Raw genomic sequence first — 25,456 nt, 5'->3', positions numbered from 1 at the left:
TAGCTAGGGGGGTCGGGGTGTTTGTGTTTGGATTGTTTCGTTCTAACCCCACTTACCACTCACGACCACCCCGACCCACCTCGGTACCGCCACCCTGGTCGCCTTCAGTACGTGAAGGACCCCTTCATTGCGCTAGGCGCAATGAAGGGGTCCTTCACGTACCTCGGCAAGGCGTGAAGGTCGAGTTACCTCGGCTGCTGATCAGGCGCGAGCAGGCGATTACAGATCACCGTCATCGGCGCGGGCGGGCCGGTGCCGTGGTCCCGTCGGGTACGGGCCACCGCGACGGCACGCCTTGGTGGAAGGCGTTCATGAAGCGCTGCCACATGTCGGCGGGGATGGTCTTGCCGGTCAGCTTCTGCCCCGCGGCGTCCCGCATCCGGCGCGGCTCGTCCGAGCCGACCCAGACCGCCGTCGAGAGCTGCGGCGTGTACCCGACGGCCCAGCCACCGGCGTTGTCGTCGGTTTCGTTGTACTGGAAGGCGCCGGTCTTCAGCGCCGCCGGGCGGTCCTTCAGCCCGGTGGTCAGCACCTGGCTGATCGTGCCGGCGATCCGGCGGCTCAGCGCCTCGTCACCCTTGAACGCGGGTGTCTTGTCCGCGGGCCGTTCCCACACGACTTCGCCCTTCTCGTCCCGGATCTTCGACACCAGATGCGGGGTGGCACGCATTCCTTCGGCGGCGAAGGTCGCGTAAGCGCCAGCCATGTCGCTGGGCCGCAAGGGATACCGGCCGACCGCGATGCCCGGGCCGATCAGGAACCCGTCCTTCTCGCGCAGGGTCACCGCGCCGTCGACGGTCTCGGGGATCCCGGCCGCACGGGCGCCCTCGCGGACCCCTTCCGCGCCGAGTTTCTTGGCCAGGTCGACGAACGGGCCCTGGGCGTCCCGCCCGATCGCCTCGCGCAACGTGCACTTGCCCTGCTCGCCGCACTGGTCCTGGAACGTGAACTTCTCCCCGAGGAAGTCGACCTGGCCGGGTGACTTCAGCGGTTCGTCCACGTTGACGCCGCGTTCGAGGCCCGCGGCAAGGGTGAACGGATTGAAGACCGAGCCGGTGCCGTACGGGGTGCCAGCGTAGTCGTGCACGCTCCAGCCGCCGCCGTTGTAGGCGCGGATGGCGCCGGTCCCGGGTTCGACGGCGACCAGCGAGGCCCGGAAGTGCTCGGGCTGCCCCTGCAGCCGTTCCTTGACCACCTTCTCGGCTTCGGCCTGGGCACGCGGATCGATGGTCGTCTCGACCTTCATCGCGCCGCCGCGGAGACGGTCCAGCGGGTAGCCGACCTGTTCCAGTTCGGCGAGAACCTGCTGCTTGAGGTGGTACTTCTCGTAGGTGACCCGACCGGCGCGGGTCTCCGACGGCGCCTGGATCGCGTCCTCCGGATAGGTCTGGGTGACCGCTTCGGCCTGGCTGACGTAGCCCCGCGTGACCAGTTTGTTCATCACGTAGGACCAGCGCTTCATGGCGTGCTCGTGGGAGGAGGCGTACGGGTCGTGCACCGAGGGCGACTGGATCATGCCGGCGAGGAAGGCCGCCTCGCTCCAGGTCATCGAGTCGTCGAGCTTGCGGCCGAAGTAGGCGTTCATCGCCGACGCCGGACCGTAGGTGCCGCGGCCGAACGAGATGATGTTGATGTAGCTCTCGAAGATCTCCTTCTTGGTCTGCTGCTGGGTGATCTTCGTGGCCAGCACCAGTTCGGAGAACTTGCGGAGGAGGGTGGCGTCGTCGTCGCCGGTGGACTTCTTGATGTACTGCTGGGTGATCCCCGAGCCGCCGCCGACACCGGTCACGAGCGCGCGGCCGACTCCGGTGGGGTCGAAGCCCTCGTTCTCCCAGAAGGTCGGGTCCTCGGTCGCGATGATCGCGTCGCGCAGCTTCGAGGGGATGGCGTCGTAGGGCACGAACTGCCGGTCACCGCCGGGCGGGATCACCTTGAGCAGTTCGGAACCGTCCGCGTTCTGCAGGATGACGGTCTTGTCGAGGTCGGCGAGCACCTCCTGCGGGCTGCGGACGTCGAGCAGGACGTACGCGAGCCCGAACGCGACCACCGGGACGCCGATCAGGAGGCCGAGCGACCAGGCGGCGATCCGGCGCCACCTGCGTTTCTTCCCTTTCGGCTCAGGGGCTGCCGTGGTTTCCGACTCGGGTGCGGTCTCGTCATCCGGGTTTTCCACGCCAGGTAAGACGCCCGAACGAGTGAAAAGGTTGTGGGAAAATCACCTATTCGTGTCCTGAGTGTGTGTGTGGGGGGCTGAAGGGGACCCCCTTCAGGCGAGAAAGGCGCGAAGCAGCGAAGCGGTGCCTTCGACGTGCTCCGCCATCGCCTGGCGGGCCGCCTCGGAGTCGCCCGCGAGGATCGCGTCGACGATGGCCTCGTGCTGGGCGTTGGAGTGCTCCAGGTTCGGTTCGAGCAGCGGGATCATGTCGAGCAGCTGGTTGACCCGCATCCGCGCGTCGGCCATCGCCGTGGTCAGCGAGCCGGACGCGGTGACCTCGGCGATCGCCAGGTGCAGCCGCGAATCCTTGCGCCGGTAGTCGCCGACGCTCGCCGCGGCGGCCTCGGCGAGCGTGCTGGTCAGGTGCTGTCTGTCGGCCGGGCTGAGTGACCGCGACGCCGCCATCTCGGCGGCGCCGGTCTCCAGGACATGCCGCAGGCCGAGCGCGTCCTCAAGGACGGCGTTGTCGACGTTCCGGCCGTCGGCGGCGGGCGGATCGGGCAGGACGTCGTTGACGAAGGTGCCGCCGTAGCGGCCTCGCCGCGATTCGACGTAGCCCGCGTCGGCCAGCGCACGGATCGCCTCACGCAGCGTCACCCGGCTGACGCCGAGCCGCTCGGCGAGCTCGCGTTCGGAAGGCAGCCGCTCGCCCGCGCCCACCACGCCCAGCCGGATCGCCTGGAGCAGCCTTTCGACGGTCTCCTCGAAGGCGTTGCCCGCGCGCACCGGGCGGAACAGCGCGTCACCCGCGTTCGCGACCGTGCTCGACTCCACCCTTCGAGTTTAGGCCGCCCGCAAGTCGTCCTCTGGATGCGGTACATGCGTGTGCAAGTACCGCATCCAGAGGACGAAACGCGGGGGTGTCAGCACTCGATGACGTTGACGGCGAGACCGCCGCGCGCGGTCTCCTTGTACTTCACGCTCATGTCGGCGCCGGTCTCACGCATCGTCTTGATCGCCTTGTCCAGCGTCACGACGTGCGAGCCGTCGCCGCGCATCGCCATCCGCGCGGCGTGGATCGCCTTCGACGCGCCGACGGCGTTGCGTTCGATGCACGGGATCTGCACCAGCCCGCCGACCGGGTCGCAGGTCAGCCCCAGGTGGTGTTCGACGCCGATCTCGGCGGCGTTTTCCACCTGCGCGGGTGACCCGCCGAGGACCTCGGTGAGCCCGGCGGCGGCCATCGCGCTGGCCGAGCCGACCTCGCCCTGGCACCCGACCTCGGCGCCCGAGATCGAGCCCGTCTGCTTGAGGATCGAGCCGATCGCGCCCGCGGTGAGCATGAAGGTCACGATGCCGTCGTCCGACGAGCCCCGGATGAACCGCTGGTAGTAGTGCAGCACCGCCGGGATGATCCCCGCCGCGCCGTTGGTCGGCGCGGTGACGACGCGACCGCCCGCGGCGTTCTCCTCGTTGACGGCCAGCGCGTACAGGCTCACCCAGTCCATCGCGTACAGCGGATCGCCGACGCCGTCCTCCGCGAGCAGCTTCTCGTGCAACGCCTTCGCGCGCCGAGGCACCTTGAGCCCGCCCGGCAGGACGCCCTCGTGCTCGCAACCGTTGTGCACGCATTCCACCATGACCTGCCAGATCTCCAGCAGGCCCTCGCGGACCTCCTCACGCGTACGCCACGAGAGTTCGTTGCGCAGCATGACCTCGCTGACCGAGAGCCCGGTGTCCTCGCAGTGCTTCAGCAGATCCGCGCCGGTGCGGAACGGGAACTCCAGTTTCGTCGAGTCCTCGACGACGACAGTGTCCGTCTCGTAGGACTCGTCGCGCACGAAGCCGCCGCCGACGGAGTAGTAGGTCCGCTCGCGCAGCACCTTCCCGTCGGCGTCGAAAGCGCGGAAGATCATCCCGTTCGGGTGCGCCGGCAACGACTTCCGCCGGTGCATGGTCAGGTCGGTGTCCTCGGTGAACACGATCTCGTGCTCACCGCGCACCCGCAGCCTGCCCGTTTCCCGGATCTCGGCGATCTTGCCCGGCACCGTGCCGGTCTCGATCTCCTCCGGCCGCTCCCCGGACAGCCCGAGCAGCACGGCCTTGTCGCTGCCGTGCCCGAACCCGGTCGCGCCGAGCGAACCGAAAAGCTCGCTCTGGACACGCGCCGTGGCCGTCAGGTCACCGTCGGCCGCCAAACCGTCCACAAAGGTCAGTGCGGCACGCATCGGGCCCACCGTGTGGGAGCTGGAGGGGCCGATGCCGATCGAAAACAGGTCGAAGACGCTGATCGCCATTGATCTGCCCTCCTTCCTATCTGGCCAGCAGTGAGCTGGCTTCTTGGGCCGCGGGCCCTTCGGCGGCGAGATGGGCCAAGTTCTCCGACAGCGCTTCGCCGCGGTGAGCCTTGGTCTGAGCGAATAGCCGACCGGCCCGATACGACGAGCGTACGAGCGGCCCGGCCATCACACCAGCGAAACCCATCGCTTCGGCGGCCTTCGAATGCTCGACGAACTCCTCGGGCTTGACCCACCGGTCCACCGGGTGATGCCGCGGCGACGGACGCAAGTACTGGGTGATCGTGAGGATCTCGCAGCCCGCGTCGACCAGGTCCTTCATCGCGGGCGCGACCTCGTCGGGGGTCTCGCCCATACCGAGGATGAGGTTCGACTTCGTCACCAGACCTGCCTCACGAGCCTTCGTGATGACCTCCAGCGACCGCGCGTACCGGAAACCAGGACGGATCCGCTTGAAGATCCGCGGCACCGTCTCCACGTTGTGCGCCAAAACCTCCGGCCGCGAGCCGAACACCTCGGCCAGCTGGTCGGGGTCGGCGTTGAAGTCCGGGATCAGCAGCTCGACGCCGGTACCCGGGTTCAACGCGTGGATCTGACGCACGGTCTCCGCGTACAACCACGCGCCACCGTCTTCGAGATCATCACGCGCGACACCGGTGACCGTCGAGTAGCGCAAACCCATCGCCTGCACCGACTCCGCCACCTTGCGCGGCTCGGTCGTGTCCAGCGCCTCGGGCTTGCCGGTGTCGATCTGGCAGAAGTCGCAACGCCGCGTGCACTGGCTCCCACCGATCAGGAACGTGGCCTCACGGTCTTCCCAGCATTCGTAGATGTTGGGACAACCGGCCTCCTCACAGACGGTGTGGAGGCCTTCCCGCTTGACCAGGCCCTTGAGCTCGGTGAACTCGGGGCCCATCCGCGCGCGGGTCTTGATCCACGGCGGTTTCTTCTCGATCGGGGTCTGCGCGTTGCGGACTTCGAGCCGGAGAAGTTTGCGCCCCTCGGGGACCGCGCTCATCGGTTGAGGTCCGCGTACAGCGGGTGCTTCTTCGCGAGGAGTTCGACCCGGGCGGACAGCGACTGGCGCAGAGCCTCGTCGAAGTCCGGGCGCAACGCCTCGGCGATGATGTCGGCGACCTCGGCGAAGTCCTCGGCGCCGAAGCCGCGGGTCGCCAGGGCCGGGGTGCCGATGCGCAGGCCCGAGGTGATCATCGGCGGACGCGGGTCGAACGGGACGGCGTTGCGGTTGACCGTGATGCCGACCGAGTGCAGCCGGTCCTCGGCCTGCTGACCGTCCAAAGTGGAGTTGACCAGGTCGACGAGCACCAGGTGCACGTCGGTACCGCCGGTCAGCACGCGGACGCCCGCTTCGGAGCAGTCCGTGCGGGAGAGGCGGTCGGCCAGGATCTTCGCGCCTTCGAGCACCCGCTGCTGACGCTCGCGGAACTCCTCGCTCGCGGCGATCTTGAGCGCGACGGCCTTGGCGGCGATGACGTGTTCCAGCGGGCCGCCCTGCTGGCCGGGGAACACCGCCGAATTGATCTTCTTGGCGAGTTCCTGGCGGGACAGGATGATGCCGCCGCGCGGGCCGCCGAGGGTCTTGTGCGTGGTCGTGGTGACGATGTCCGCGTACGGCACCGGGCTCGGGTGCAGCCCGGCCGCGACGAGACCGGCGAAGTGCGCCATGTCGACCATGACCTTCGCGCCGACCTCGTCGGCGATGCGGCGGAACTCGGCGAAGTCGAGCTGACGCGGGTACGCCGACCAGCCGGCGATGATCAGCTTCGGCTTGTGCTCCTTGGCGAGGCGCTCGATCTCCTCGACGTCGACGATCCCGGTCTCCTTGTCGACGTGGTACGCGACGACGTTGTAGAGCTTGCCGGAGAAGTTGATCTTCATCCCGTGGGTCAGGTGACCGCCGTGGGCGAGGTCGAGACCGAGGATGGTGTCGCCGGGGTTGAGCACCGCGACCATGGCGGCGGCGTTGGCCTGCGCGCCCGAGTGCGGCTGGACGTTGGCGTGCTCGGCGCCGAACAGGGCCTTCGCGCGGTCGATCGCCAGCTGCTCGATGACGTCGACGTGCTCGCAACCGCCGTAGTAGCGGCGGCCCGGGTAGCCCTCGGCGTACTTGTTGGTCAGCACCGAACCCTGCGCCTCGAGCACGCCCACCGGGGCGAAGTTCTCCGAGGCGATCATCTCCAGGGTCGACTGCTGCCGGTCGAGTTCGGCCGCGACGGCGGTGGCGACCTCGGGGTCCACTTCGGACAGGGCGGCGTTGAACATAGGTCAGTTCTCCTGGGTGAGCACGGCGTAGGCCTGGGCGTCGAGCAGGGCGGGCACGTCGCCGGACAGACGCACCTTCAGGAGCCATCCTTCGGCGTACGGGTCCGAGTTGACGATCTCGGGGGTGTCCGTTGTGGCCTCGTTCACCTCGACGACCTCGCCGTCCACGGGTGCGTACAGCTCGCTGACCGACTTGGTCGACTCGACCTCGCCGAACACCTCGCCCGCGGTGACGGTGTCGCCGACCGAGGGGAGCTGGACGAACACGATGTCACCGAGCGATTCGGCGGCGAAGGCGGTGATGCCCACGGTGGCGACGCCGTCGACGACGTTCAGCCACTCGTGTTCCTTCGTGTACTTCAGTTCCTGGGGGATGCTCATGATGGTGAAAGGGCCTTTCAGGCGCGGGAGTAGAAGGGCAGGGCGACGACCTCGACGGGCTCGATACGGCCCCGGATGTCGACGGAAAGCTCGGTGCCGGGCTCGGCGTGCTCGCGGTCCACGTAGGCCATGGCGATCGGGTAGCCCAGGGTCGGCGACAGGGCGCCGCTGGTGACCTCGCCGATCTCGGTCTCGCCGGACAGGACGGTGTAGCCGTGGCGCGGCGCGCGACGGCCGGAGCCCTTGAGCCCGACACGGACGCGAGGAACGTCCTTCTTGGACAGCTCTTCGAGCGCGGCCTTACCGACGAAGTCGTTCGGCTTCTCGAACTTGACGACGCGGCCGAGACCGGCTTCGAACGGGCTCAGCTGGAGGCTGAGCTCGTTGCCGTACAACGGCATTCCCGCTTCGAGACGCAGTGTGTCGCGGCAGGCCAGACCGGCCGGGAGCAGGCCGTGCGGCTCGCCGGCCTCGGTGAGGATGCGCCAGACGGCGGGAGCCTCACCGGCCGGGACGTACAGCTCGAAGCCGTCTTCGCCGGTGTACCCGGTGCGGGCGAGCAGGACGTCGTGACCCTTCACGACGGCCGGGACGCTCGCGTAGTACTTGAGCGCGCCCAGGTCGGCGTCGGTGACGGCGCCGAGGATCTCGACGGCCTTCGGGCCCTGGACGGCGATCAGCGCGACGTCCTCGGACTTGTTGTCGACGACGGCGTCGAAGCCGGAAACCCGCGCGGCCAGCGCCTCCGCGACCACGGCGGCGTTGCCCGCGTTGGCCACGACCAGGAACTTCTCGTCTTCGAGGCGGTAGACGACCAGGTCGTCGAGCACGCCGCCGGTCTCGTCGCAGATCATCGTGTAGCGCGCCCGGCCCGGCTTGACGCCGGACAGGTTGCCGACCAGCGCGAAGTCGAGGACGTCGGCTGCCTGCGGGCCGGTCACCTCGATCTCGGCCATATGGGACAGGTCGAACAGGCCCGCGGTCTCGCGGACCGCCTTGTGCTCCGCCAGTTCACTGCTGTAGCGGATCGGCATCGACCAGCCCGCGAAGTCGGTGAACAGCGCACCCAGTCCTTTGTGGACTCCGTGCAGGGACGTCTCTTTCGACATCAAGTGCCTCAGTTCTCGTAGGCGTTGAGCGGCGGGCAGGAGCAGACGAGGTTACGGTCCCCGCGCGCACCGTCGATGCGACGCACCGGGGGCCAGTACTTGGCCTTGCGGTTCACCCCGGCGGGGTACACCGCCAGTTCGCGGTCATACGGCAGGTCCCAGTCGCCGACCAGGGTTTCGGCGGTGTGCGGGGCGTTGCGCAGCGGGCTGTTGTCCGCGGCCCACTTGCCCTGCGCGACGGCGTCGATCTCCGCGCGGATGGCGATCATCGCCGCGATGAAGCGGTCGATCTCGCCGAGGTCCTCGGATTCGGTCGGCTCGACCATCAGCGTCCCCGCGACCGGGAACGACATGGTCGGGGCGTGGAAACCGTAGTCGATCAGGCGCTTCGCGACGTCGTCGACGCTGACACCGGTCTCCTTGGTGAGACCGCGCAGGTCGAGGATGCATTCGTGCGCGACGAGGCCGTCCTGGCCGGTGTAGAGCACCGGGTAGTGCTGGTTGAGGCGCTTGGCCACGTAGTTCGCGGCGAGCACGGCGACCTGGGTCGCGGCGGTGAGCCCGCCGGCGCCCATCATGCGGACGTACGCCCACGAGATCGGCAGGATCGACGCCGAGCCGTACGGGGCGGCGCTGATCGGGCCGACGCCGGTCGACGGACCGGCCTTCTCCAGCAGCGGGTGGTTCGGCAGGTACGGCGCGAGGTGCGCGCGGACCGCGACCGGGCCGACGCCGGGGCCGCCGCCACCGTGCGGGATGCAGAAGGTCTTGTGCAGGTTCAGGTGCGAGACGTCGCCGCCGAACTCACCCGGCTTGGCGAGCCCCAGCAGGGCGTTGAGGTTCGCGCCGTCGACGTAGACCTGGCCGCCCGCGTCGTGGACGATCTTGGCCAGCTCGTCGATGCCGTGCTCGTACACGCCGTGCGTGGACGGGTACGTCACCATGATCGCGGACAGCGTTTCGCGGTTCGCGTCGACCTTGGCGCGCAGGTCTTCGAGGTCGACGTTGCCTTCGGCGGTGCACTTGACCACGACGACGCGCATCCCGGCCATGACCGCGGAGGCGGCGTTCGTGCCGTGCGCGGACGACGGGATCAGGCAGACCTCGCGCTCCTGCTGACCGTTGGCGTGGTGGTACGCGCGGATCGCGAGCAGGCCGGCGAGCTCGCCCTGGCTGCCCGCGTTCGGCTGCAGCGACACCTTGTCGTAGCCGGTGACCTCGGCGAGCCAGGTCGACAGCTGCTCGACCAGCACGTGGTAGCCCTCGGCCTGGTCGGCGGGGGCGAACGGGTGGATACCCGCGAACTCGCGCCAGCTGATCGGCTCCATCTCGGTGGTGGCGTTGAGCTTCATCGTGCAGGAGCCGAGCGGGATCATGCCGCGGTCGAGCGCGTAGTCCAGGTCGGACAGGCTGCGCAGGTAGCGCAGCATCGCGGTCTCGGAGCGGTGCGAGTGGAAGACCTCGTGGGTGAGGTACTCGCTCTCGCGGTGCAAGCCGGTGGGCAGGGCCTGCGCGTCTTCGGCCTTGTTTTCGACGCCGAAAGCGTTGAGCACCTTGGCGATGATCGCGGGCGTGGTGACCTCGTCGACGGCGATGCGCACGTGGTCGGCGTCGACCGGGCCGAGGTTGATCCCGTTTTCGCGCGCGACGGCGACGACCGCTTCGGCCTGGCCGGGCATGCGGGCGAGGACGGTGTCGAAGAAGCCCTCGTGAACGACCTCGACCCCGCCCGCTCGCAGCGCGTCGGCCAGTCCGGCGGCAAGCTCGTGAACGCGGGTCGCGATGCGCTTGAGGCCGTCCGGACCGTGGTAGACCGCGTACATCGCGGCGAGCACGGCGGGCAGGACCTGCGCGGTGCAGATGTTGGAGGTCGCCTTCTCGCGGCGGATGTGCTGCTCGCGGGTCTGCAGGGCGAGGCGGTACGCGGGGGTGCCGTCGGCGTCGACCGAGACCCCGACGAGGCGGCCCGGCAGCGAGCGCTCGAGCCCGGCGCGGACGGCCATGTACCCGGCGTGCGGCCCGCCGTAGCCGAGCGGGACACCGAAGCGCTGGGTGGAACCGGCGGCGATGTCGGCGCCGAACTCACCCGGCGCGGTGACCAGCGTGAGTGCGAGCAGGTCCGCGGCGACGGTGTACAGCGCGCCGGCGGCCTTCGCGGTCTCGGAGATGGCGGAGTAGAAGCCCGCGCCGCGCAGCACGCCGGAAGCGCCCGGGTACTGGACGACGACGCCGAAGAACTCCTCCGGCAGCCCGGTGAGCAGGTCGCGGACCTCGACCTCGACGCCCATGGCCTCGGCGCGGGTGCGGACGACGGCGATGGTCTGCGGCAGGCACTCGGCGTCGAGGACGACCTTGTTCGACTTGGACTTCGAAACGCGGCGCATCAACATGACGGCCTCGGCGACCGCGGTGGACTCGTCGAGCAGGGAGGCGTTCGCGGTGGCGAGACCGGCCAGCTCGGAGACCATGGTCTGGAAGTTGAGGAGGGCTTCGAGACGGCCCTGCGAGATCTCCGGCTGATACGGCGTGTACGCCGTGTACCAGGCCGGGTTCTCCAGCACGTTGCGGCGGATGACCGCCGGGGTGACCGTGTCGTGGAAGCCGAGGCCGATCATCTGCGTCATCGGCTTGTTGAGCGCGGCGAGCGCGCGGAGCTCCGCGATGGCGTCCTCTTCTGACGCGGCGGGCGGAAGGTCGAGGTCACGGGTGACCCGGATCGCGGACGGCACCGCGGCGGCCACCAGGGCATCGAGACTGCCGTAGCCGACCTCGGCGAGCATCTTGGCCTGCTCGGACTCCGAGGGGCCGATGTGCCGGTCGTCGAAGGACGTACTGGTCAAGGGAGCTCCTTGGGTCAGGCGCCGGATAGACCGGTGCGCTGGGAACTCCCCCTCTGTCATGGCACCTGAGAGTTTCACCGCCCGTGGGAAGGACGGCTTTCACCTTGGGTGAGACGCACTTGCGCGCCTGCTTTCCAGAGTGGCCTCGCGGAAGCGGTAGTGGATACCTGAGAGATTCCGGGGAGTTTGCTCCTTCGGTGCCCCACCACGTTCGTGAGGGCTCTCCCGCTCCAGCTCGACGGCCCGATCTGCAGTTGTGCGCACACCGTACCTGGCGTGTTCAGCGCACGTCTACTTCTGGCCGGGCACGTCACTTCTCCCGTTCGCCCGGACACCCGCCGTGCCCGGCGGGACTCGCGTGATCAGAGCCGGAACTCGCGTGACGGGAGCCGGAACTCGTGAGTCACGGCCCTGATCACGCGAGTCACGGGCCTGATCACGCGAGTTACGCGTTCTCCATCATCATCTCGGCGGTGATGGTGCCGCAGAGCTCGGCGCAGCGCCTCATCATGTCGGCGGCTTCGGCGAGCTCGGGGTCACCGGTCTTGGCGCACTCGTCGGCGCACATGCGCATCATCTGGGAGGCCAGGCCGCACGTCTTCGCGCACATGCGCATCATTTCGAGGTCGGCGATCATGGCGGAGCAGCGCATCATCATGTCGGCGCTCATGCGGGACATGTCCGCGCAGGTCACCATCATCATCCCGAGTTTGGCACCACCGGCCTCCATGCAGCGCGTCATCATCTCCTCGCACCTGACGTGGCACTCGTTGCACAGGTCGATGCAGTCGCGCATGGCGGTGCTCATCTGGCGGGTCATTCTCGGGGCCTCCTCGGTGGTCCTGGATGCTTCGCGTTCTCAGGACTACAGCGCAGGTCAGCGGGCCGCCATCCCGGCCACCGGGACGAGTGACGGCGGACCACCGTCTCGGCAGTCCGTGAAGGCCTCCTTCCCTAGCTTGAGCGTAGGGAAGGAGGCCTTCACGGACACCGTGACCAGGCGAAACGCATTCAGAGGACGAAATGCGGCAGGTCAGAGGGGGGTGACGTAGGCGCCCGAAATGCCGCCGTCCACCAGGAACTGCGAAGCGGTGATGAACGAGGCGTCGTCGCTCGCCAGGAAGGCGACGGCGCCCGCGATCTCCTCCGGCTCCGCGAACCGCCCGACCGGCACGTGGATCAGCCGCCGCGCGGCCCGCTCGGGGTCCTTCGCGAACAGTTCCTTCAGCAGCGGTGTGTTCACCGGTCCTGGGCACAGCGCGTTGACCCGGATGTTCTCCCGCGCGAACTGCACGCCCAGTTCCCGGCTCATCGCCAGCACCCCGCCCTTGGACGCGGTGTAGGAGATCTGCGACGTCGCCGCGCCCATCACCGCGACGAACGAAGCCGTGTTGATGATCGAGCCCTTTCCCTGCCGCTGCATATGGGGCAGCACCGCCTTGCAGCACAGGTACACCGAGGTCAGGTTGACCTTCTGCACCTTCTCCCACGCGTCGATGCCGGTGGTGAGGATCGAGTCGTCCTCGGGCGGGGAGATGCCGGCGTTGTTGAACGCGACGTCGACCGAGCCGAATCGGTCCACAGTGGTCTGGAACAGGGCCTCGACCTGGTCGGCGTCGGTGACGTCGGCCTGCACGAACAGGCCGCCGACCTCGTCGGCCGCGGCTTCGCCCGCCTCGGCGGAGATGTCACCGATGACGACCTTCGCGCCCTCGCTCGCCAGCCGCCGCGCGGTGGCGAGACCGATGCCGCTGCTCCCGCCGGTGATGACCGCGACGCGGCCTTCGAAACGCTGCACCATTCATTCCTCCGTGCTGATAAAGACGTTTTTGGTCTCGGTGAAGGCGTCGACAGCGTCCGGCCCGAGTTCGCGGCCCAGCCCGGACTGTTTGAACCCGCCGAACGGCGTCCAGTACCGGACGGACGAATGCGAGTTGACCGAAAGGTTCCCGGCTTCGACGCCGCGCGCGACGCGGAAGGCGCGGCCGACGTCGCGGGTCCAGATCGAGCCGGACAAGCCGTACTCGGTGTCGTTGGCCATGGTGACCGCGTCCGCCTCTTCAGCGAAGGGGACCACCGCGACGACGGGGCCGAAGATCTCGTCCGACGCCAGCGGATGCCGCAGGTCCGGCGGGGTGACGACGGTCGGCGCGAACCAGTACCCGGGGCCGACGGGCGCGCTGCCCCGGAAAGCGACCGGCGCGGAGTCGTCCACATAGGACGAGACTTTCGCGTGGTGCCCCGCCGAGATCAGCGGCCCCATCTCGGTCACCTCGAGCCGAGGATCCCCGACGACGACACCGTTCACCGCGGGTTCCAGCAGCTCCATGAACTTCTCGTACACACTCGACTGGACCAGGATCAGCGACCGCGCGCAGCAGTCCTGCCCGGCGTTGTCGAAGACGCCGTAGGGCGCGGTGGCCGCGGCCTTCTCCAGGTCTGCGTCGGCGAAGACGATGTTCGCGTTCTTGCCGCCGAGTTCCAGGGTCACCCGCTTCACCTGCGCGGCGCAGCCCGCCATGATCTGCTTGCCGACCTCGGTGGAGCCGGTGAACACCACCTTCCGCACCGCCGGGTGGTCCACGAACCGTTGCCCTACCACGGATCCCTTGCCTGGGAGCACCTGGAAGACGTCTGCGGGGATCCCGGCCTCACGGGCCAGCTCGCCGAGGCGGATCGCGGTCAGCGGGGTGAGTTCGGCAGGTTTGAGCACGACGGTGTTCCCGGCGGCGAGCGCGGGCGCGAACCCCCAGCCCGCGATGGGCATCGGGAAGTTCCACGGCACGATCACGCCGACCACGCCGAGCGGCTCGTGGAACGTCATGTTCACCCCACCGGGGACCGGGATCTGCCGACCGGCCAGCCGTTCGGGTGACGCCGAGTAGTACGTCAGCACGTCGCGGACGTTGCCCGCTTCCCAGCGCGCGTTGCCGATCGTGTGGCCCGCGTTGACGACCTCAAGCTGGGCGAGGTTCTCGATGTCGGCGTCGACGGCGTCGGCGAACCGGCGCAACAGTCGCGCCCGGTCGCCGGGAGCCACCTCGCGCCAGGCGGGGAACGCCGCCTGCGCGCGGGCGATCGCCGCGTCGGTCTCCTCGGCCGAGGTCAGCGCGACCGACCGCACCACCTCTTCCGTGGCGGGGTTGATCACCTCGAACGTGGTCATGCGCGCTCCTTCGCAGCTCTCACCAGCGCCTCGAAAAGCCTGATGTCGTCGGGATTCTGTTCGGGATGCCATTGGACGCCGAGCACGAAACCGTCGCCGGGCAGTTCGGCCGCCTCGATGGTCCCGTCGGCGGCCCAGCCGACCGGGACCAGCCCGTCGCCGAGCTTGTCGATGGCCTGGTGGTGGTAACACGGCACCTTGGTCTCGGTGCCGAGGATCGACGCGACCCGGCTGCCCTCGGCAAGGGTCACCGTAGTGGTGCCGAAGGTCGCGGGCGCGGGCTGGTGATCATGGGTGTCCAAAGTGTCCGGCAAGTGCTGGGCGAGCGTCCCACCGAGCGCGACGCTGAGCACCTGCAGCCCGCGGCACACACCGAGCACCGGTTTGCCACTGTCCAAAGCGGACCGCAGCAGCCCGAACTCGAACGCGTCCCGGCTGGGCCTCGTGTACGTCGTCGCGTGCTGCTCCCGGCCGTAGCGCGCCGGGTCGACGTCGGCGCCGCCGACCAGCACGAGACCGTCCACAGCGGACATCAGCCGATCGTGTGCGTCGCTCACCGGCGGCAGCAGGACCGGGACGCCGCCCGCCGCGACGATCCCGTCGACGTAGACGCGGTGGAGCAGCGCCGCTTCGGTCTCCCACACCAGGAACTTCGCGAGTTCCAGATAGGACGTGAGCCCGATCAGGACCTCAGAGCCGTTCGAAGCCACGGATCCTCTCCCAGTCGGTGACGGCGGCGTCGTACGCGGTGAGTTCGACCTTCGCCGCGTTCAGGTAGTGGTCGACGACCTCGTCCCCGAACGCTGTCCTGGCGAGCTCGCTCCGGTCCAGCAGAGCCGCGGACTCCCGCAAGGTCGTCGGCACGGTCGGCTTGTCGGAACCATAGGCGTTGCCGTGGAACTCCGCCTCCAGCTCCAGCTCGTTCTCGATGCCGTGGAGCCCGGCCGCGATCAGCGCGGACACCGCGAGGTACGGGTTCACGTCGCCGCCGGGGACCCGGTTCTCGGTGCGGAGCGAGTCTCCGTGCCCGACGACGCGGAGCGCGCACGTGCGGTTGTCGGTGCCCCACGCGACGGCCGTCGGCGCGAAGCTGCCGGGGACGAAACGCTTGTAGGAGTTGATGTTCGGCGCGAAGAAGTACGTCAGCTCGCGCAGCCCGGCGAGTTGACCGGCGAGGAAGTGCTCCATCAGCGGGGAGAACCCGCCGGGGCCGTCGCCCGCCAGGACGGCTTCACCCGCGGTGGAGCGCAGGCTGATGTGGATGTGGCAGGAGTTGCCCTCGCGTTCGTTGTACTTCGCCATGAACGTGAGGCTCTTGCCCTCCTGCGCGGCGATCTCCTTGGACCCGGTCTTGTAGATGCTGTGGTTGTCGCAGGTGGTCAGCGCGTCGGCGTAGCGGAAGGCGATCTCGTGCTGGCCCGGGTTGCACTCGCCCTTGGCCGACTCGACGTACAGTCCCGCGCCGCCCATGTCGTTGCGGATCCGGCGCAGCAGCGGTTCGATCCGCGAGGTGCCGAGCATCGAGTAGTCGACGTTGTACTGGTTGGCCGGGCGGAGGTCCTGGTACCGCTTGTCCCAGGCCGACTCGAAGGTGTCGTCGAAGACGATGAACTCCAGCTCGGTGCCGACGTACGCGGCGAGTCCGAGGGCGGCCAGCCTGTCGAGCTGGCCACGCAGGATCTGGCGGGGCGAGGGGGCGACGGCGCCGCCCTGCACCCGTTCGAGGTCGGCGAGGACGAGCGCGGTCCCTTCCTGCCACGGGAGCAGGCGCAGCGTGTCGAAGTCCGGGCGCAGGACGAAGTCGCCGTAGCCGGTCTCCCAGGACGACATCGCGTAGCCGTCGACGGTGTTCATGTCGACGTCGACGGCGAGGAGGTAGTTGCACGCTTCGGTGGCGTGCTCGACGACCTCGTTGAGGAAGTATTCGGCGGCGCAGCGTTTGCCCTGCAGCCTGCCCTGCATGTCGGTGATCGCCACCAGCACCGTGTCGACGGTGCCGTCCTCGACCAGTTCCCGGAGCCGATCCAGCGTGAGCATGCCGCGCCTGTTCGCCATCAGCCTCACCTAAAGGTTCGAAGCGGTACCTTTGCGGCTTCTTCCTACCGGGTCAGCCCGACCCGGTCAACTCGACCAATGGTCTAGTTCGTTACCCATTGCGGACTGTAGTTGATCCCTGGGCGGATTGTCTGCGATGCCCGGCTGAGAAGATGCTGTGAATCCCGCCGGACGGGAGGAGATCCGTACCTCCGGAACGTTGTACGGATCAAGAGAGGTGAGAAGGAATGACACAGGCATTCACGCAGCAGACCACGTTCACCGAGCCCCAGGGGAGGGCTCAGCTCCCGACGCTGCCCAGCGGGTGGCCGATCGGCTCCTACGAGTCGTACTCCGATGCGCAGCGTGCGGTCGACCACCTCGCGGGAACGGACTTCCCGATCACCGACGTCACCATCGTCGGTGTCGAACCGATCCTCGTCGAGCGGATCGCCGGGCGGATGGGCTGGAGCAAGGTGCTCACCAGCTCGGCGCTGTCGGGCGCGATGTTCGGTGTGTTCCTCGGTCTCGTGCTGAGCCTGCTGAACCCGGGCGCCGGGCTGGTGCCGATCCTCGTCGGCCTCGTCGGCGGTATCGGGTTCAACCTGCTGTTCGGCGCGCTGGGGTACGCGGCTTCGAAGAACAAGCGCGGGTTCATCTCGCAGAGCCAGCTGGTCGCCCGGCGCTACGACGTCCTGGCCCAGCCGCGCAACGCCGAGAAGGGCCGCGCCCTGCTGGCCGACCTGGCCGCCAGGAGCGCCTTCATCCACTGACGCGGTTCCGCTGAGTTCGATCGCTGGGGCCGATGTGTCATGAAAGGGTCGTTCAGGACGAAAAATGTCCTGAACGACCCTTTCATGTCATCCGCTAGGGGGTCAGGCGGTGCAGGTCACGCGGGAAGAGCGTCGCCTGCCGGACATTGGGCAGCCCGAGCAGCCGGGCCGTCCAGCGTTCGAGACCGAGCGCGAACCCGCCGTGCGGCGGCATCCCGTGCGCGAAGACGGCCAGGTAGTCCCGGTACGGCTCCGGCGACTCCCCGCGAGCGGCCAGCGCGGCGACGTAGTCGGCGTGCCGGTGCAGCCGCTGGCCCCCGGTCACCAGTTCCAGCCCGCGGAAGAGCAGGTCGAAACTGTTGGAGTACTCCGGCCGCGCCGGGTCCGGATGCGTGTAGAACGGCCGCTTCACCATCGGATATCCCGTGACGAACAGGAATTCCGACCCGTGTTCGCGCAGGGCCCAGTCCGAAAGCAGCCGCTCGTGCGCGGGCGCGAGGTCGGGCTCACCACGGGGGTCTTCGCCGGACAGCCGCGCGATCAGCTCCTGGGCCGCCGAGAAGTGGATCTCCGGAATCACCTCGGGCACCACGACCCCGGTCTCCGGGACGGCGTCCGCCATCCCCGCGATCGCCTCCCGCAACACAGCCATCACGTCGTGGTGGCCGTCGATGAAGCCGAGTTCGGCGTCGAGGCTGGTGTACTGCGCGAGATGCCGCGCGGTGTCGTGCGGTTCGGCGCGGAAGACAGGGCCGACCTCGTAGACCCGCTCGAACACCCCGACCAGCGCTTGTTTGGAGAACTGCGGGGACTGCGCCAGGAAAGCCCGCTTCCCGAAGTAGTCGACGCCGAAGACGTTCGCCCCGGATTCCGTGGCCGACGAGACGATCTTGGGCGTCTGGGTCTCGGTGAACCCGAGCCGGTCCAGCGCCGAACGGAACCCCGCGACGCTCGCCGCCGCGATCGTGAACACCTCTTTCAGCCGCGGATGCCGCAACGCGACGGCGGCGTTGTCCAGCACCGTGGGCAACGCGGCCTGCACCGTCGGCCGGTAGAGGTCGAACGGCGGCGGTTCGGCGGGTTCGGAAAGCAGCCCGACCGACGGCTCGGTGAGTTCCAGGCCGCCGGGCGCCTGGGGATTGGCGGTAACGAGGCCTTCGACCTCGACCACGGTCTCCTCGGGCGGTCCACCGGGTTCGGCGAGCACGACCTGGGCGAGCCCGGATCGGTCCCGGATCACCAGGAAGGTGACGGATTTCAGGCGGCGCCGGCGGTGCACCCAGCCGGCGATGCGGACATGGCCGCCGACGTGCCGGGGCAGGTCGGCGACGAGGACACGCGAGATCATCACAACTCCTGTACGGATATGCGCGACCCCTTGGGAGTGCGGGCGAGAAGGGAACTCGCGGTACCACCGCACTTTCGCCGCCGCCCTGGACGAGCGGCGGCCTCGAAGGCCCGGTGACGGGGGCCGGACGGCGGGGCATGGGGCGCGGACGCCGTTCCTCCCCGCACTCGGGAGGGTCTTCACCGAAGGGCGCGAGGCCGCCTTCTCAGCTACCGGCGGCTCTCTGGGTCTCGCGGGTTCCTTGGCTACTCGTCTCCGTCAGCGCGTTGCCCGGGAGGTTACGTCCTCCGGCGCGGTTCCCGCATTCGGAATTCCGCTCGCGCCAGCTCCCGCCGCCCGGCGATGCCGAGCTTCGTGTAGATGCGCTTCAGATGGTTCTCGACCGTTTTCGGGGTGACGAACAGATCCTGCGCGATCTCGCGGTTCGCCTGACCGGACGCCGCCAGGTCCGCGACCCGCCGTTCGCTCGCGGTCAACGACGACGGGTCGGCGACGCTCATCCTCCGGGGCCGGTCCCCCAGCGCTTCCAGTGCTTCGACGGCGCGGGTGCGCAGCACGACCGAACCGCATTCGGCGGCCAGTTCGATCCCGCGGTTGAGCGGGATCCGCGCGTCCGCGCGCCGCCGGGCGGCCCGCATCGCCTCGCCGAGGTCGATCAGCGAACGAGCGAGGTGCAGCCGGGCGGGAGACCGCTCCAGCACCCCGACCGACTCGGCCAGCAGGTCGAGCCGCCGGTCGCCGTCGGCGTGCGCGAGCAGCCGCAGCGCGGCACCGATCTCCGTCGTGGTGCCCCACTTCCGCGCGATGTTCACCTGTTCCTCGGCCAGTTTCAGGGCGTGGTCCGACTCGCCGAGCAGCAGCGCGGCGCGCACGGCGGGCACCCGCCACGGGATGGTCGGCGGGTCGACGCCCACCGCGCGCATCTCGTCGCGCTGCAGGAACGCCTGTGTCCTGGCGAGCACGGGATTCCCGATGGCGAGCGCGATCAGCGCGCGGGGTTCGTGCAGCCACATCGTCGGCATCATGCTCGGGCCGTCGCCGTGGTCGCCGTCGAACCGCGCCAGCACTTCGGCGGCGGTCTCGAGATCGCCCCGTTCCATCGCGGCGTAGGCGAGGAAATGCGTCCCCGTCGCCCGCAACGCGATCACCTGCGGCGACGGCTCTTCGGCGCCGATCGCGGCGAGCACGCCCTCGGCTTCGGCCTCCATCACGCTCAAGTTGCCGAGCCGCCAGTTGAGGAACAGCGCGGCGTTGGCGACCATCGCGAACTCGACGGGCGAACCGTGCGCCCGCACCCGCTGCCTCGCGCGCTCGATCTCCCAGCCGGCGTCGTCGATCCCGTCGGCGGAGATCAGCGCGAACATCGCGACCACCCAGCCGACCATCACGTCGATGCTCCCGGTGGCGTCTTCGAAGTAGGCCCCGTTGGCCAGCGCGCGGCAGGCTGTCGCGGCGACCTCGTCCGCGGGCCGGACCTCGTAGCGCCCCATCTGCGCGAGCAGGCCGAGCAGGGTGCGCTCGTCGGGGGTGCCGCCGCTCAAGCTCGCGTACGCGCGCAGGTGATCGGACGCCGTCCGGCGGTGGTGCGGCAGGAAAGAGCGGATCACCGCGAGCCGCGCTTCGAGGTGCATCCGGCCGGGGTCGCGCGGGCCGCCGGGGCGGGCGGCGATCGCCTCGCGGAGTTCGGCGACAGCGGCTTCGGGTCCGTCGACGACCGTCGTGGCCGACGCGGCGGCCGCGACGAGTTCGGCGTCGGGCACGCCGTCCGCCGCCACCAGGAGTTGCCGCCGCGCTTCGACGGCCTCGCCCGTGCGGAGCAGCGCGCGGCCGAGTTCGGCCCGCAGCGCCGCGTCGTCCGGGCTCTCCTCGACGGCCCGGCGCAGATGCGCGGCGGCCGTCCTCGGGTCACCGGCCGAAAGCAGCGAAGCCGCGGCCTCACGCAGGATCCCGGCAGCGTCCGGCAGGGTGCCCCTCGGCGCGCGAACGAGATGTGCGGCGACCCGGTCCGCCGGGGCTTTCGCCGCGCACAACGCTTTCGCCGCGGCACCGTGCAGGGCGCCGCGGGCGATCGGGCCCAGGTCGGCGAGAACGGCCTCACGGACGACGGGATGGACGAAGACGAGATGATCGCCGTCGCCGGCGAACACGTTGGCCGAGATCAGTGCCTCGACGGCGGCCGAAAGCCCGGCGGTGTCCAGCTTCGCCAGCGCTCCGGCCTGCCACGGATCGCCGCCGGTGCCCAGGATCGCGACGGCTCCGGCGAGCGCGACGGCTTCCTCGGGCAGCCTGCCCAGCACCGCGCGGAAAACCGTGCTGGGGCCCAGGTTCCCGATCTCGCCCGCGGTCGCACCGACGTCGAGCGCCAGGCCGAGCGCGTCGAGTTCGTCGACGAGAACCCTGGCCAGGAAAGGATTCCCGCCACTGGCGGCGTGCAGCGAGATGACCACGGCCCAGTCAGGGAGCGCCCCTCGGGCGGCCACGAGTTCGGCGAGCGCTTCGAGCGAAAGCGCCTTCGGCAGCACGCGTTCCGCCTGCCGCGAGACGCTCAGATGGGCCAGCGGGCCGGCGTTCTCCGCGGGCGGCCGGGTCGCCACGACGAGCACGATCGGCAGATCGGCGATCCGGTGCGAGAGGTAAAGGAGGAACCGCAGCGACGAATGGTCCGCCCAGTGCGCGTCGTCGACCGTGATCAGCAGCGGCCGGGCCGACGAGAGGTCAGCCGCGACCCACCACAACGCGTGCAGCGTCCTGGCCAGTTCGGCCTCGCTCGGATCGGCGGCCACGGCGTCGAGCGCCCGGAGCGCGGCGCCGGCCGGACCGGAGCGGGTTTCCCCGCTGTGGCGCGAAAACGAATACTCGACCAGCTGGCGGACGACACCCCAGGCCATCGCCCCTTCGAGCGCGTCACCGACGGCTTCGAGCCTGCCGAAACCACGGCCTTTCGCCAGTGCCCGGGTCTCCTGGACCAGCCGGGTTTTGCCGATCCCTGCCCGGCCCTCGACGACCACCACCCGGCCCTCGCCCGCCGTGGCGGAATCGAGCGCCGCTTCGATCCTCGCGAGTTCCCGCTCGCGCTCGAGAGTCGGCTCGTCGCGGTGACGCATTCGAAAAGGGTAGCGGCCGCGACGTGGGCTGAAAGAGCTCCGGCAGGTCACAAAAAGGAAATGCCGCGAAAGCCACTTTCTCGATCCCCGAGGTCTTCGAAAGTGACTTTCGCGGCTCTCCCCGAATCGGGTGGAGGCGGCCCCCGACGCCCTCCTCCACCCGGACCACCTAGCGCGTCGGCTGGGTGGAGTTCGACGGCGGCGCCGGGGAAGACGGCGGTGCCTGGGGTGTCGCGGAAGGCGGTACCGGTGCACCCTTCGGGATCGCCGCGCTGAACGGGACGTCGGCCCTTTCCTCGCAGTAGGCGCGGTAACCGTTGTAACCGTTGCGGCTCCCCTGACCGTCCTGGACACCTCGCTCGACGAGTGGGCGCGGATAGCGGTTGTCGTCGCCGACCCTCCGCTTCTCACCCGTGCTCTTCTCGCAGGCGTACCGGGTCGTGCTGAGCGGACGGCCGTTCTCGTCGTAGAGGTAGATCTCGCTCAGCGGCTTGCCCTCGGCGTCGAACGCGTAGATGTTCTCCACGCCCTGGTTGCCGTACATCAACTGCGGATTGCCGTAGGTGTCGTTGTAGTTCGGCGTGTAGCCACTGTTATAGGGGCCGCTGCCGTAGGACCGTTTCGCGATCAGGTCGACCGCGGCACCCGCCCCGCCGAGCATGCTGCCGATGACGAACGCCGAGATCGGCACTGCCAGCCACAGCAGCCGCCGGTCCGCCTTCAGCTTCGGCCCCGCCCAGATCACCGCGACGGCCGCCAGCAACATCAGTGGCAGCATCAACACGGCCTCGGTGTTCCGAAGCACGAGCAGCAGGCCGAAGATGACCAGCACCGCCGCGCACAGGATCCACCACGCCGGCTTGAGCGAGCGGAAGTAGGTCAGTCCCTTGCCGTTCCGGTTGGCTTGGAACGAAGTCACGATCTCGCGGAGCTTGACCACCTCGGGCAGTTCCGCGATCGGCGCGACGCCCCGCCGGACCACGTAAACCACGCTGATCGCGAAGACGGGCGCGATGAAAAGCAGGCCCGCCATCGGTTCCACCCGGACCCACACCGCGGCCGCGAAGCCGAACAACGCGAACCCGCCGACCGAGAACACCAGGCCCCAGAACGCGAACCGCGCTCCGCCGATCCCGGTTTTCGCCTTCAGCAAGGTGGTCTTGTCGCCCGCTTCGGCCGGACGCGGCGGATAGCCGCCGGACGCCCGCAGTTCGGCGGCGTAGCTTTCAGGGCTGCCCAGCCGCTCGATCAAGGCATCGACCTTCGGGTTCTCCCCGAGCTCCGCCTCCATTTCGGCGAGGTGGGGCCGGACGTCTTCGAGGATCTCCTCGACTTCGCTCTCGGGCAGGTCGGCGAGCGCGCTCCTGACCCTCGCCAGATACACCCGCACGGCGGTCGGATTCTGCGTGCTCATGCTGCCTCTCCCAACAGGCTGTTCATCGTCGTGGCGAAAGTCCGCCAGGTCTGCGTCGATTCTTCGAGGCGCTGGCGTCCCGGTTCGTTGAGGCTGTAGTACTTCCGGTGCGGGCCTTCTTCACTCGGCACCACATAGGACGTCAGCAGGCCTGCCTTGTACAGCCGCCGGAGCGTCCCGTAAACCGAAGCGTCGCCCACTTCCTGCAACCCCGCGACCCGGAGTCTTCGGAGTACGTCGTAGCCGTAGCCGTCCTCCCCGCGAAGCACCGCGAGAACGGCGAGGTCCAGCACGCCTTTTAGTAGCTGACTGATCTCCACAGTCGCGTCCCTCCCAGTCTTACGCAACAGAAGGTACCACGCATTGCACAGTAGTGCGCAAGGCGGAAGCCACTTGCGCCCACGAGTGGTTCATGGGTTACTTAGTCCAGTAATGAACCATCGCACCCGGGGAGGGTGCACGACGACTGGGAACGGAGGTGTCGTGCTCGACGAAGGAACGCCCCTGTTCGTGCAGATCGCCGAACAGATCGCTGACGACATCGCCGAGGGAAGCCTGGCCGAGGGGGAACGCGTGCCGTCAACCAACGAACTCGCCGCCTTCTACCGGATCAATCCGGCGACGGCGGCCAAGGGAATCAACGTGCTCGCCGACGACGGGCTGCTCGAGAAGCGGCGCGGGATCGGCATGTTCGTCGCCGGTGGCGCGCGGCAGAAGCTGCTCACCGACCGGCGGCAACGGTTCGCCGAGCAGTACCTCGACCCCATGCTCATCGAAGCAAGGCGACTCGGCATCGACGACGAAACCCTGATCTCGCTCATCCGCGGGAACGGACACCGGAACGGAGGACCCGCCGCATGACGCCGACCATTTCGACCACCGGCCTGACCCGGCGCTACGGCGACCACCTCGCGCTCGGCGATGTCTCGGTCGACATCGAAGAAGGCAAGATCACCGGCCTGCTGGGCCGCAACGGCGCGGGCAAGAGCACCTTCCTGCGCATCGTGACCGCGCAGGAGTTCGCCAGCGCGGGCTCGGTCCGCGTGTTCGGGGAGAGCCCGATGGAGAACGAGCGGGTGCTGCGGCGCATGGTGCTCGTCCGCGAGGACCAGCAGTTCCCGGACTTCAAGGTCCGCCACGCCCTCTCGGCGGCGTCGTGGTTCTACCCGAACTGGGACGCCGAGCTCGCCGACACGCTGCTCCGCGACTTCGATCTGCCGCTGAAGCGCCCGGTCAAGAAGCTCTCGCGAGGGATGCGCTCGGCGCTGTCGATCACGATCGGGCTGGCGGCACGGGCGGAACTCACGCTGCTCGACGAGCCGTACGCGGGCCTCGACGCCGTCGCGCGGCAACTGTTCTACGACCGGTTGCTCGACGACTACTCGGCTCATCCGCGCACGGTGCTGCTCTCCACGCACCTGATCGACGAAGTGGCCGATCTGCTGGAGCACGTCGTGATGATCGACAAGGGCCGCGTCGTCCTCGACGCGCCCGCCGACGACCTGCGCGGCGTGGCCGTCACGGTCACCGGACCCGCCATCGCAGTGGACGACTTCGTCTCCGGCCGCCGGGTGCTGCACCGCCGCAAGATCGGTTCGAGGGCTTCGGTCACCGTCGCCGAGGCCATCGACGCGGCGGCGAAGGCACGGGCACAGGCCCTGCACCTGAAACTCGAACCGCTTTCCTTGCAGCAATTGATGGTGCACACCTCCAACGGACAGGCGACGAGCACAGAGGAGGCGTCCGCATGAACACCTTGATCAAGGTCGCGCGTTATCACCTGGTGGACCGGCTCCAGTACCTGGTCCTCCCTGTCGGCGTCACACTCTTCGCCTTCGGGGTGAACCTCGCGATTTTCTCGCTGATCCCCGACAAACCCGAGGACAACTACTCCGGCGGCCTGTTCACGTTGTTCGTGTTCATGCTCGTCTGCGGTGCCATGAGCATGACGAAGTCGCTGCCGTTCGGGCTGGCGCTCGGTGTGTCGAGGCGGTCGTACTACCTGGGCACGGTCCTGCTGGTCGCCGGGCTCTCCGCGCTGTACGCGGTGGGGATCACCGTGTTCCAGGCGATCGAAGAGGCGACCGGCGGCTGGGGGCTCGGTCTCAACTACTTCCGGGTGCCCTGGCTGCTCGACGGCCCCTGGTACCTGACGCTGCTCACGTCGTTCGTGTTCCTGACGCTGATGTTCCTCTACGGCATGTGGTACGGCCTGATCTACCGGCGCGCTTCGGTGCTGGGCGTGGTCCTGTTCTCCGCCGCGCAGGTCCTGGTACTGCTGGGCGTGGGGCTGGTGCTCACCTGGACCGATTCGTGGTCGAAGCTCGGCACGTTCTTCGGCACGCTGACCGTCGGCGGCCTGACCGGGGCGCTCGCGATCCTGGTCTGCGTCGCCGGTGCCGGCGGGTTCGCCACGATGCGCCGCGTCACGGTCTGAAAGCCCTTCGCACCAAGGAGTTCCGTCATGACCGTGGTTCCGTGGTGTTGTCGGTACTCCTGATCGCGATCTTCGCCCCGCTGGGGGTGGCGAAGATCCTGCGCGATCCTTAGCC

Annotated in this window: 21 protein-coding genes and 1 riboswitch; of the genes, 4 read left to right on the top strand and 17 right to left on the bottom strand. The window is 68.8% G+C overall.

The genetic code is table 11. The features are described from left to right. Window positions 1-232: 232 nt before the first annotated feature. The 13 genes from ACZ6YV_RS35840 to ACZ6YV_RS35780 form a co-directional block, all read right to left on the bottom strand. The gene (locus ACZ6YV_RS35840) at window positions 233-2,173 is read right to left on the bottom strand and encodes a transglycosylase domain-containing protein (RefSeq protein WP_465513834.1); all 1,941 of its coding nucleotides are present in this window, start codon (window positions 2,171-2,173) and stop codon (window positions 233-235) included. 93 nt (window positions 2,174-2,266) lie between these two features. After that, window positions 2,267-2,989: a FadR/GntR family transcriptional regulator gene (locus ACZ6YV_RS35835; protein ID WP_465513833.1), complete on the bottom strand. Its 723-nt coding sequence runs from the start codon at window positions 2,987-2,989 to the stop codon at window positions 2,267-2,269. A gap of 89 nt (window positions 2,990-3,078) precedes the next feature. After that, window positions 3,079-4,452 carry an L-serine ammonia-lyase gene (locus tag ACZ6YV_RS35830; protein ID WP_465513832.1) on the bottom strand — a complete coding sequence of 458 codons (1,374 nt, stop codon included), beginning with the start codon at window positions 4,450-4,452 and terminating at the stop codon, window positions 3,079-3,081. Between the two features lie 16 nt (window positions 4,453-4,468). Next, on the bottom strand, window positions 4,469-5,470 hold the full coding sequence (gene lipA, locus ACZ6YV_RS35825; RefSeq protein WP_465513831.1) for a lipoyl synthase: 1,002 nt from the start codon (window positions 5,468-5,470) through the stop codon (window positions 4,469-4,471). Then, window positions 5,467-6,735: a serine hydroxymethyltransferase gene (gene glyA, locus ACZ6YV_RS35820; RefSeq protein ID WP_465513830.1), complete on the bottom strand. Its 1,269-nt coding sequence runs from the start codon at window positions 6,733-6,735 to the stop codon at window positions 5,467-5,469. The genes lipA and glyA overlap by 4 nt, the downstream gene beginning before the upstream one ends. Before the next feature lie 3 nt (window positions 6,736-6,738). Continuing rightward, entirely contained in the window at window positions 6,739-7,116 is a 378-nt protein-coding gene (gcvH, locus tag ACZ6YV_RS35815) for a glycine cleavage system protein GcvH (RefSeq protein WP_465513829.1), read from the bottom strand. Between the two features lie 17 nt (window positions 7,117-7,133). Continuing rightward, on the bottom strand, window positions 7,134-8,225 hold the full coding sequence (gene gcvT, locus ACZ6YV_RS35810) for a glycine cleavage system aminomethyltransferase GcvT (protein ID WP_465513828.1): 1,092 nt from the start codon (window positions 8,223-8,225) through the stop codon (window positions 7,134-7,136). Between the two features lie 8 nt (window positions 8,226-8,233). After that, entirely contained in the window at window positions 8,234-11,065 is a 2,832-nt protein-coding gene (gene gcvP / locus ACZ6YV_RS35805; protein WP_465513827.1) for an aminomethyl-transferring glycine dehydrogenase, read from the bottom strand. A gap of 43 nt (window positions 11,066-11,108) precedes the next feature. Further along, window positions 11,109-11,213, bottom strand: a riboswitch (glycine riboswitch). 297 nt (window positions 11,214-11,510) lie between these two features. Continuing rightward, window positions 11,511-11,885, bottom strand: a complete 375-nt coding sequence (locus ACZ6YV_RS35800; protein WP_465513826.1) for a four-helix bundle copper-binding protein — start codon at window positions 11,883-11,885, stop codon at window positions 11,511-11,513. Window positions 11,886-12,098: 213 nt separating this feature from the next. After that, a complete protein-coding gene (locus ACZ6YV_RS35795) occupies window positions 12,099-12,866 on the bottom strand; it encodes a 3-oxoacyl-ACP reductase (protein ID WP_465513825.1) in 768 nt (255 codons plus the stop codon). Then, entirely contained in the window at window positions 12,867-14,231 is a 1,365-nt protein-coding gene (locus tag ACZ6YV_RS35790; RefSeq protein WP_465513824.1) for an aldehyde dehydrogenase family protein, read from the bottom strand. Continuing rightward, window positions 14,228-14,941, bottom strand: coding sequence for a gamma-glutamyl-gamma-aminobutyrate hydrolase family protein (locus ACZ6YV_RS35785; protein WP_465513823.1), 714 nt, complete (start codon window positions 14,939-14,941; stop codon window positions 14,228-14,230). Before ACZ6YV_RS35785 ends, ACZ6YV_RS35790 begins: the two co-directional genes overlap by 4 nt. Beyond that, window positions 14,922-16,286: a glutamine synthetase family protein gene (locus ACZ6YV_RS35780; protein WP_465513822.1), complete on the bottom strand. Its 1,365-nt coding sequence runs from the start codon at window positions 16,284-16,286 to the stop codon at window positions 14,922-14,924. The genes ACZ6YV_RS35785 and ACZ6YV_RS35780 overlap by 20 nt, the downstream gene beginning before the upstream one ends. A gap of 227 nt (window positions 16,287-16,513) precedes the next feature. Between ACZ6YV_RS35780 and ACZ6YV_RS35775 the strand changes: the two genes are divergently transcribed. Continuing rightward, on the top strand, window positions 16,514-17,038 hold the full coding sequence (locus ACZ6YV_RS35775; protein WP_101609779.1) for a YflT domain-containing protein: 525 nt from the start codon (window positions 16,514-16,516) through the stop codon (window positions 17,036-17,038). 94 nt (window positions 17,039-17,132) lie between these two features. Here ACZ6YV_RS35775 and aspS read toward each other — a convergent pair whose 3' ends face one another. The 4 genes from aspS to ACZ6YV_RS35755 form a co-directional block, all read right to left on the bottom strand. Further along, on the bottom strand, window positions 17,133-18,386 hold the full coding sequence (gene aspS / locus ACZ6YV_RS35770; protein ID WP_465513821.1) for an aspartate--tRNA(Asn) ligase: 1,254 nt from the start codon (window positions 18,384-18,386) through the stop codon (window positions 17,133-17,135). Window positions 18,387-18,664: 278 nt separating this feature from the next. Then, window positions 18,665-21,490 (bottom strand): helix-turn-helix transcriptional regulator, encoded by a 2,826-nt coding sequence (locus ACZ6YV_RS35765; RefSeq protein WP_465513820.1) that lies wholly within the window; start codon window positions 21,488-21,490, stop codon window positions 18,665-18,667. Between the two features lie 169 nt (window positions 21,491-21,659). Beyond that, window positions 21,660-22,904 (bottom strand): DUF1700 domain-containing protein, encoded by a 1,245-nt coding sequence (locus tag ACZ6YV_RS35760; RefSeq protein ID WP_465513819.1) that lies wholly within the window; start codon window positions 22,902-22,904, stop codon window positions 21,660-21,662. Continuing rightward, entirely contained in the window at window positions 22,901-23,224 is a 324-nt protein-coding gene (locus ACZ6YV_RS35755; protein WP_378242871.1) for a PadR family transcriptional regulator, read from the bottom strand. Before ACZ6YV_RS35755 ends, ACZ6YV_RS35760 begins: the two co-directional genes overlap by 4 nt. A 163-nt stretch (window positions 23,225-23,387) precedes the next feature. Between ACZ6YV_RS35755 and ACZ6YV_RS35750 the strand changes: the two genes are divergently transcribed. Genes ACZ6YV_RS35750 through ACZ6YV_RS35740 form a run of 3 tightly spaced genes read left to right on the top strand, consistent with a single transcriptional unit; the run spans window position 23,388 to window position 25,341 of the window. After that, window positions 23,388-23,765, top strand: a complete 378-nt coding sequence (locus tag ACZ6YV_RS35750) for a GntR family transcriptional regulator (RefSeq protein ID WP_005160428.1) — start codon at window positions 23,388-23,390, stop codon at window positions 23,763-23,765. Beyond that, complete coding sequence (locus tag ACZ6YV_RS35745; protein WP_465513818.1) at window positions 23,762-24,655, top strand: ABC transporter ATP-binding protein; 894 nt, start codon at window positions 23,762-23,764, stop codon at window positions 24,653-24,655. Before ACZ6YV_RS35750 ends, ACZ6YV_RS35745 begins: the two co-directional genes overlap by 4 nt. Then, a complete protein-coding gene (locus ACZ6YV_RS35740; protein WP_465513817.1) occupies window positions 24,652-25,341 on the top strand; it encodes an ABC transporter permease in 690 nt (229 codons plus the stop codon). Before ACZ6YV_RS35745 ends, ACZ6YV_RS35740 begins: the two co-directional genes overlap by 4 nt. Window positions 25,342-25,456: the final 115 nt, after the last annotated feature.

The sequence above is a fragment of the Amycolatopsis sp. NPDC102522 genome (assembly GCF_055584485.1).
The sequence above is the reverse complement of the archived record's forward strand: the minus strand, read 5'-3'. Positions and strand labels throughout refer to the sequence as shown.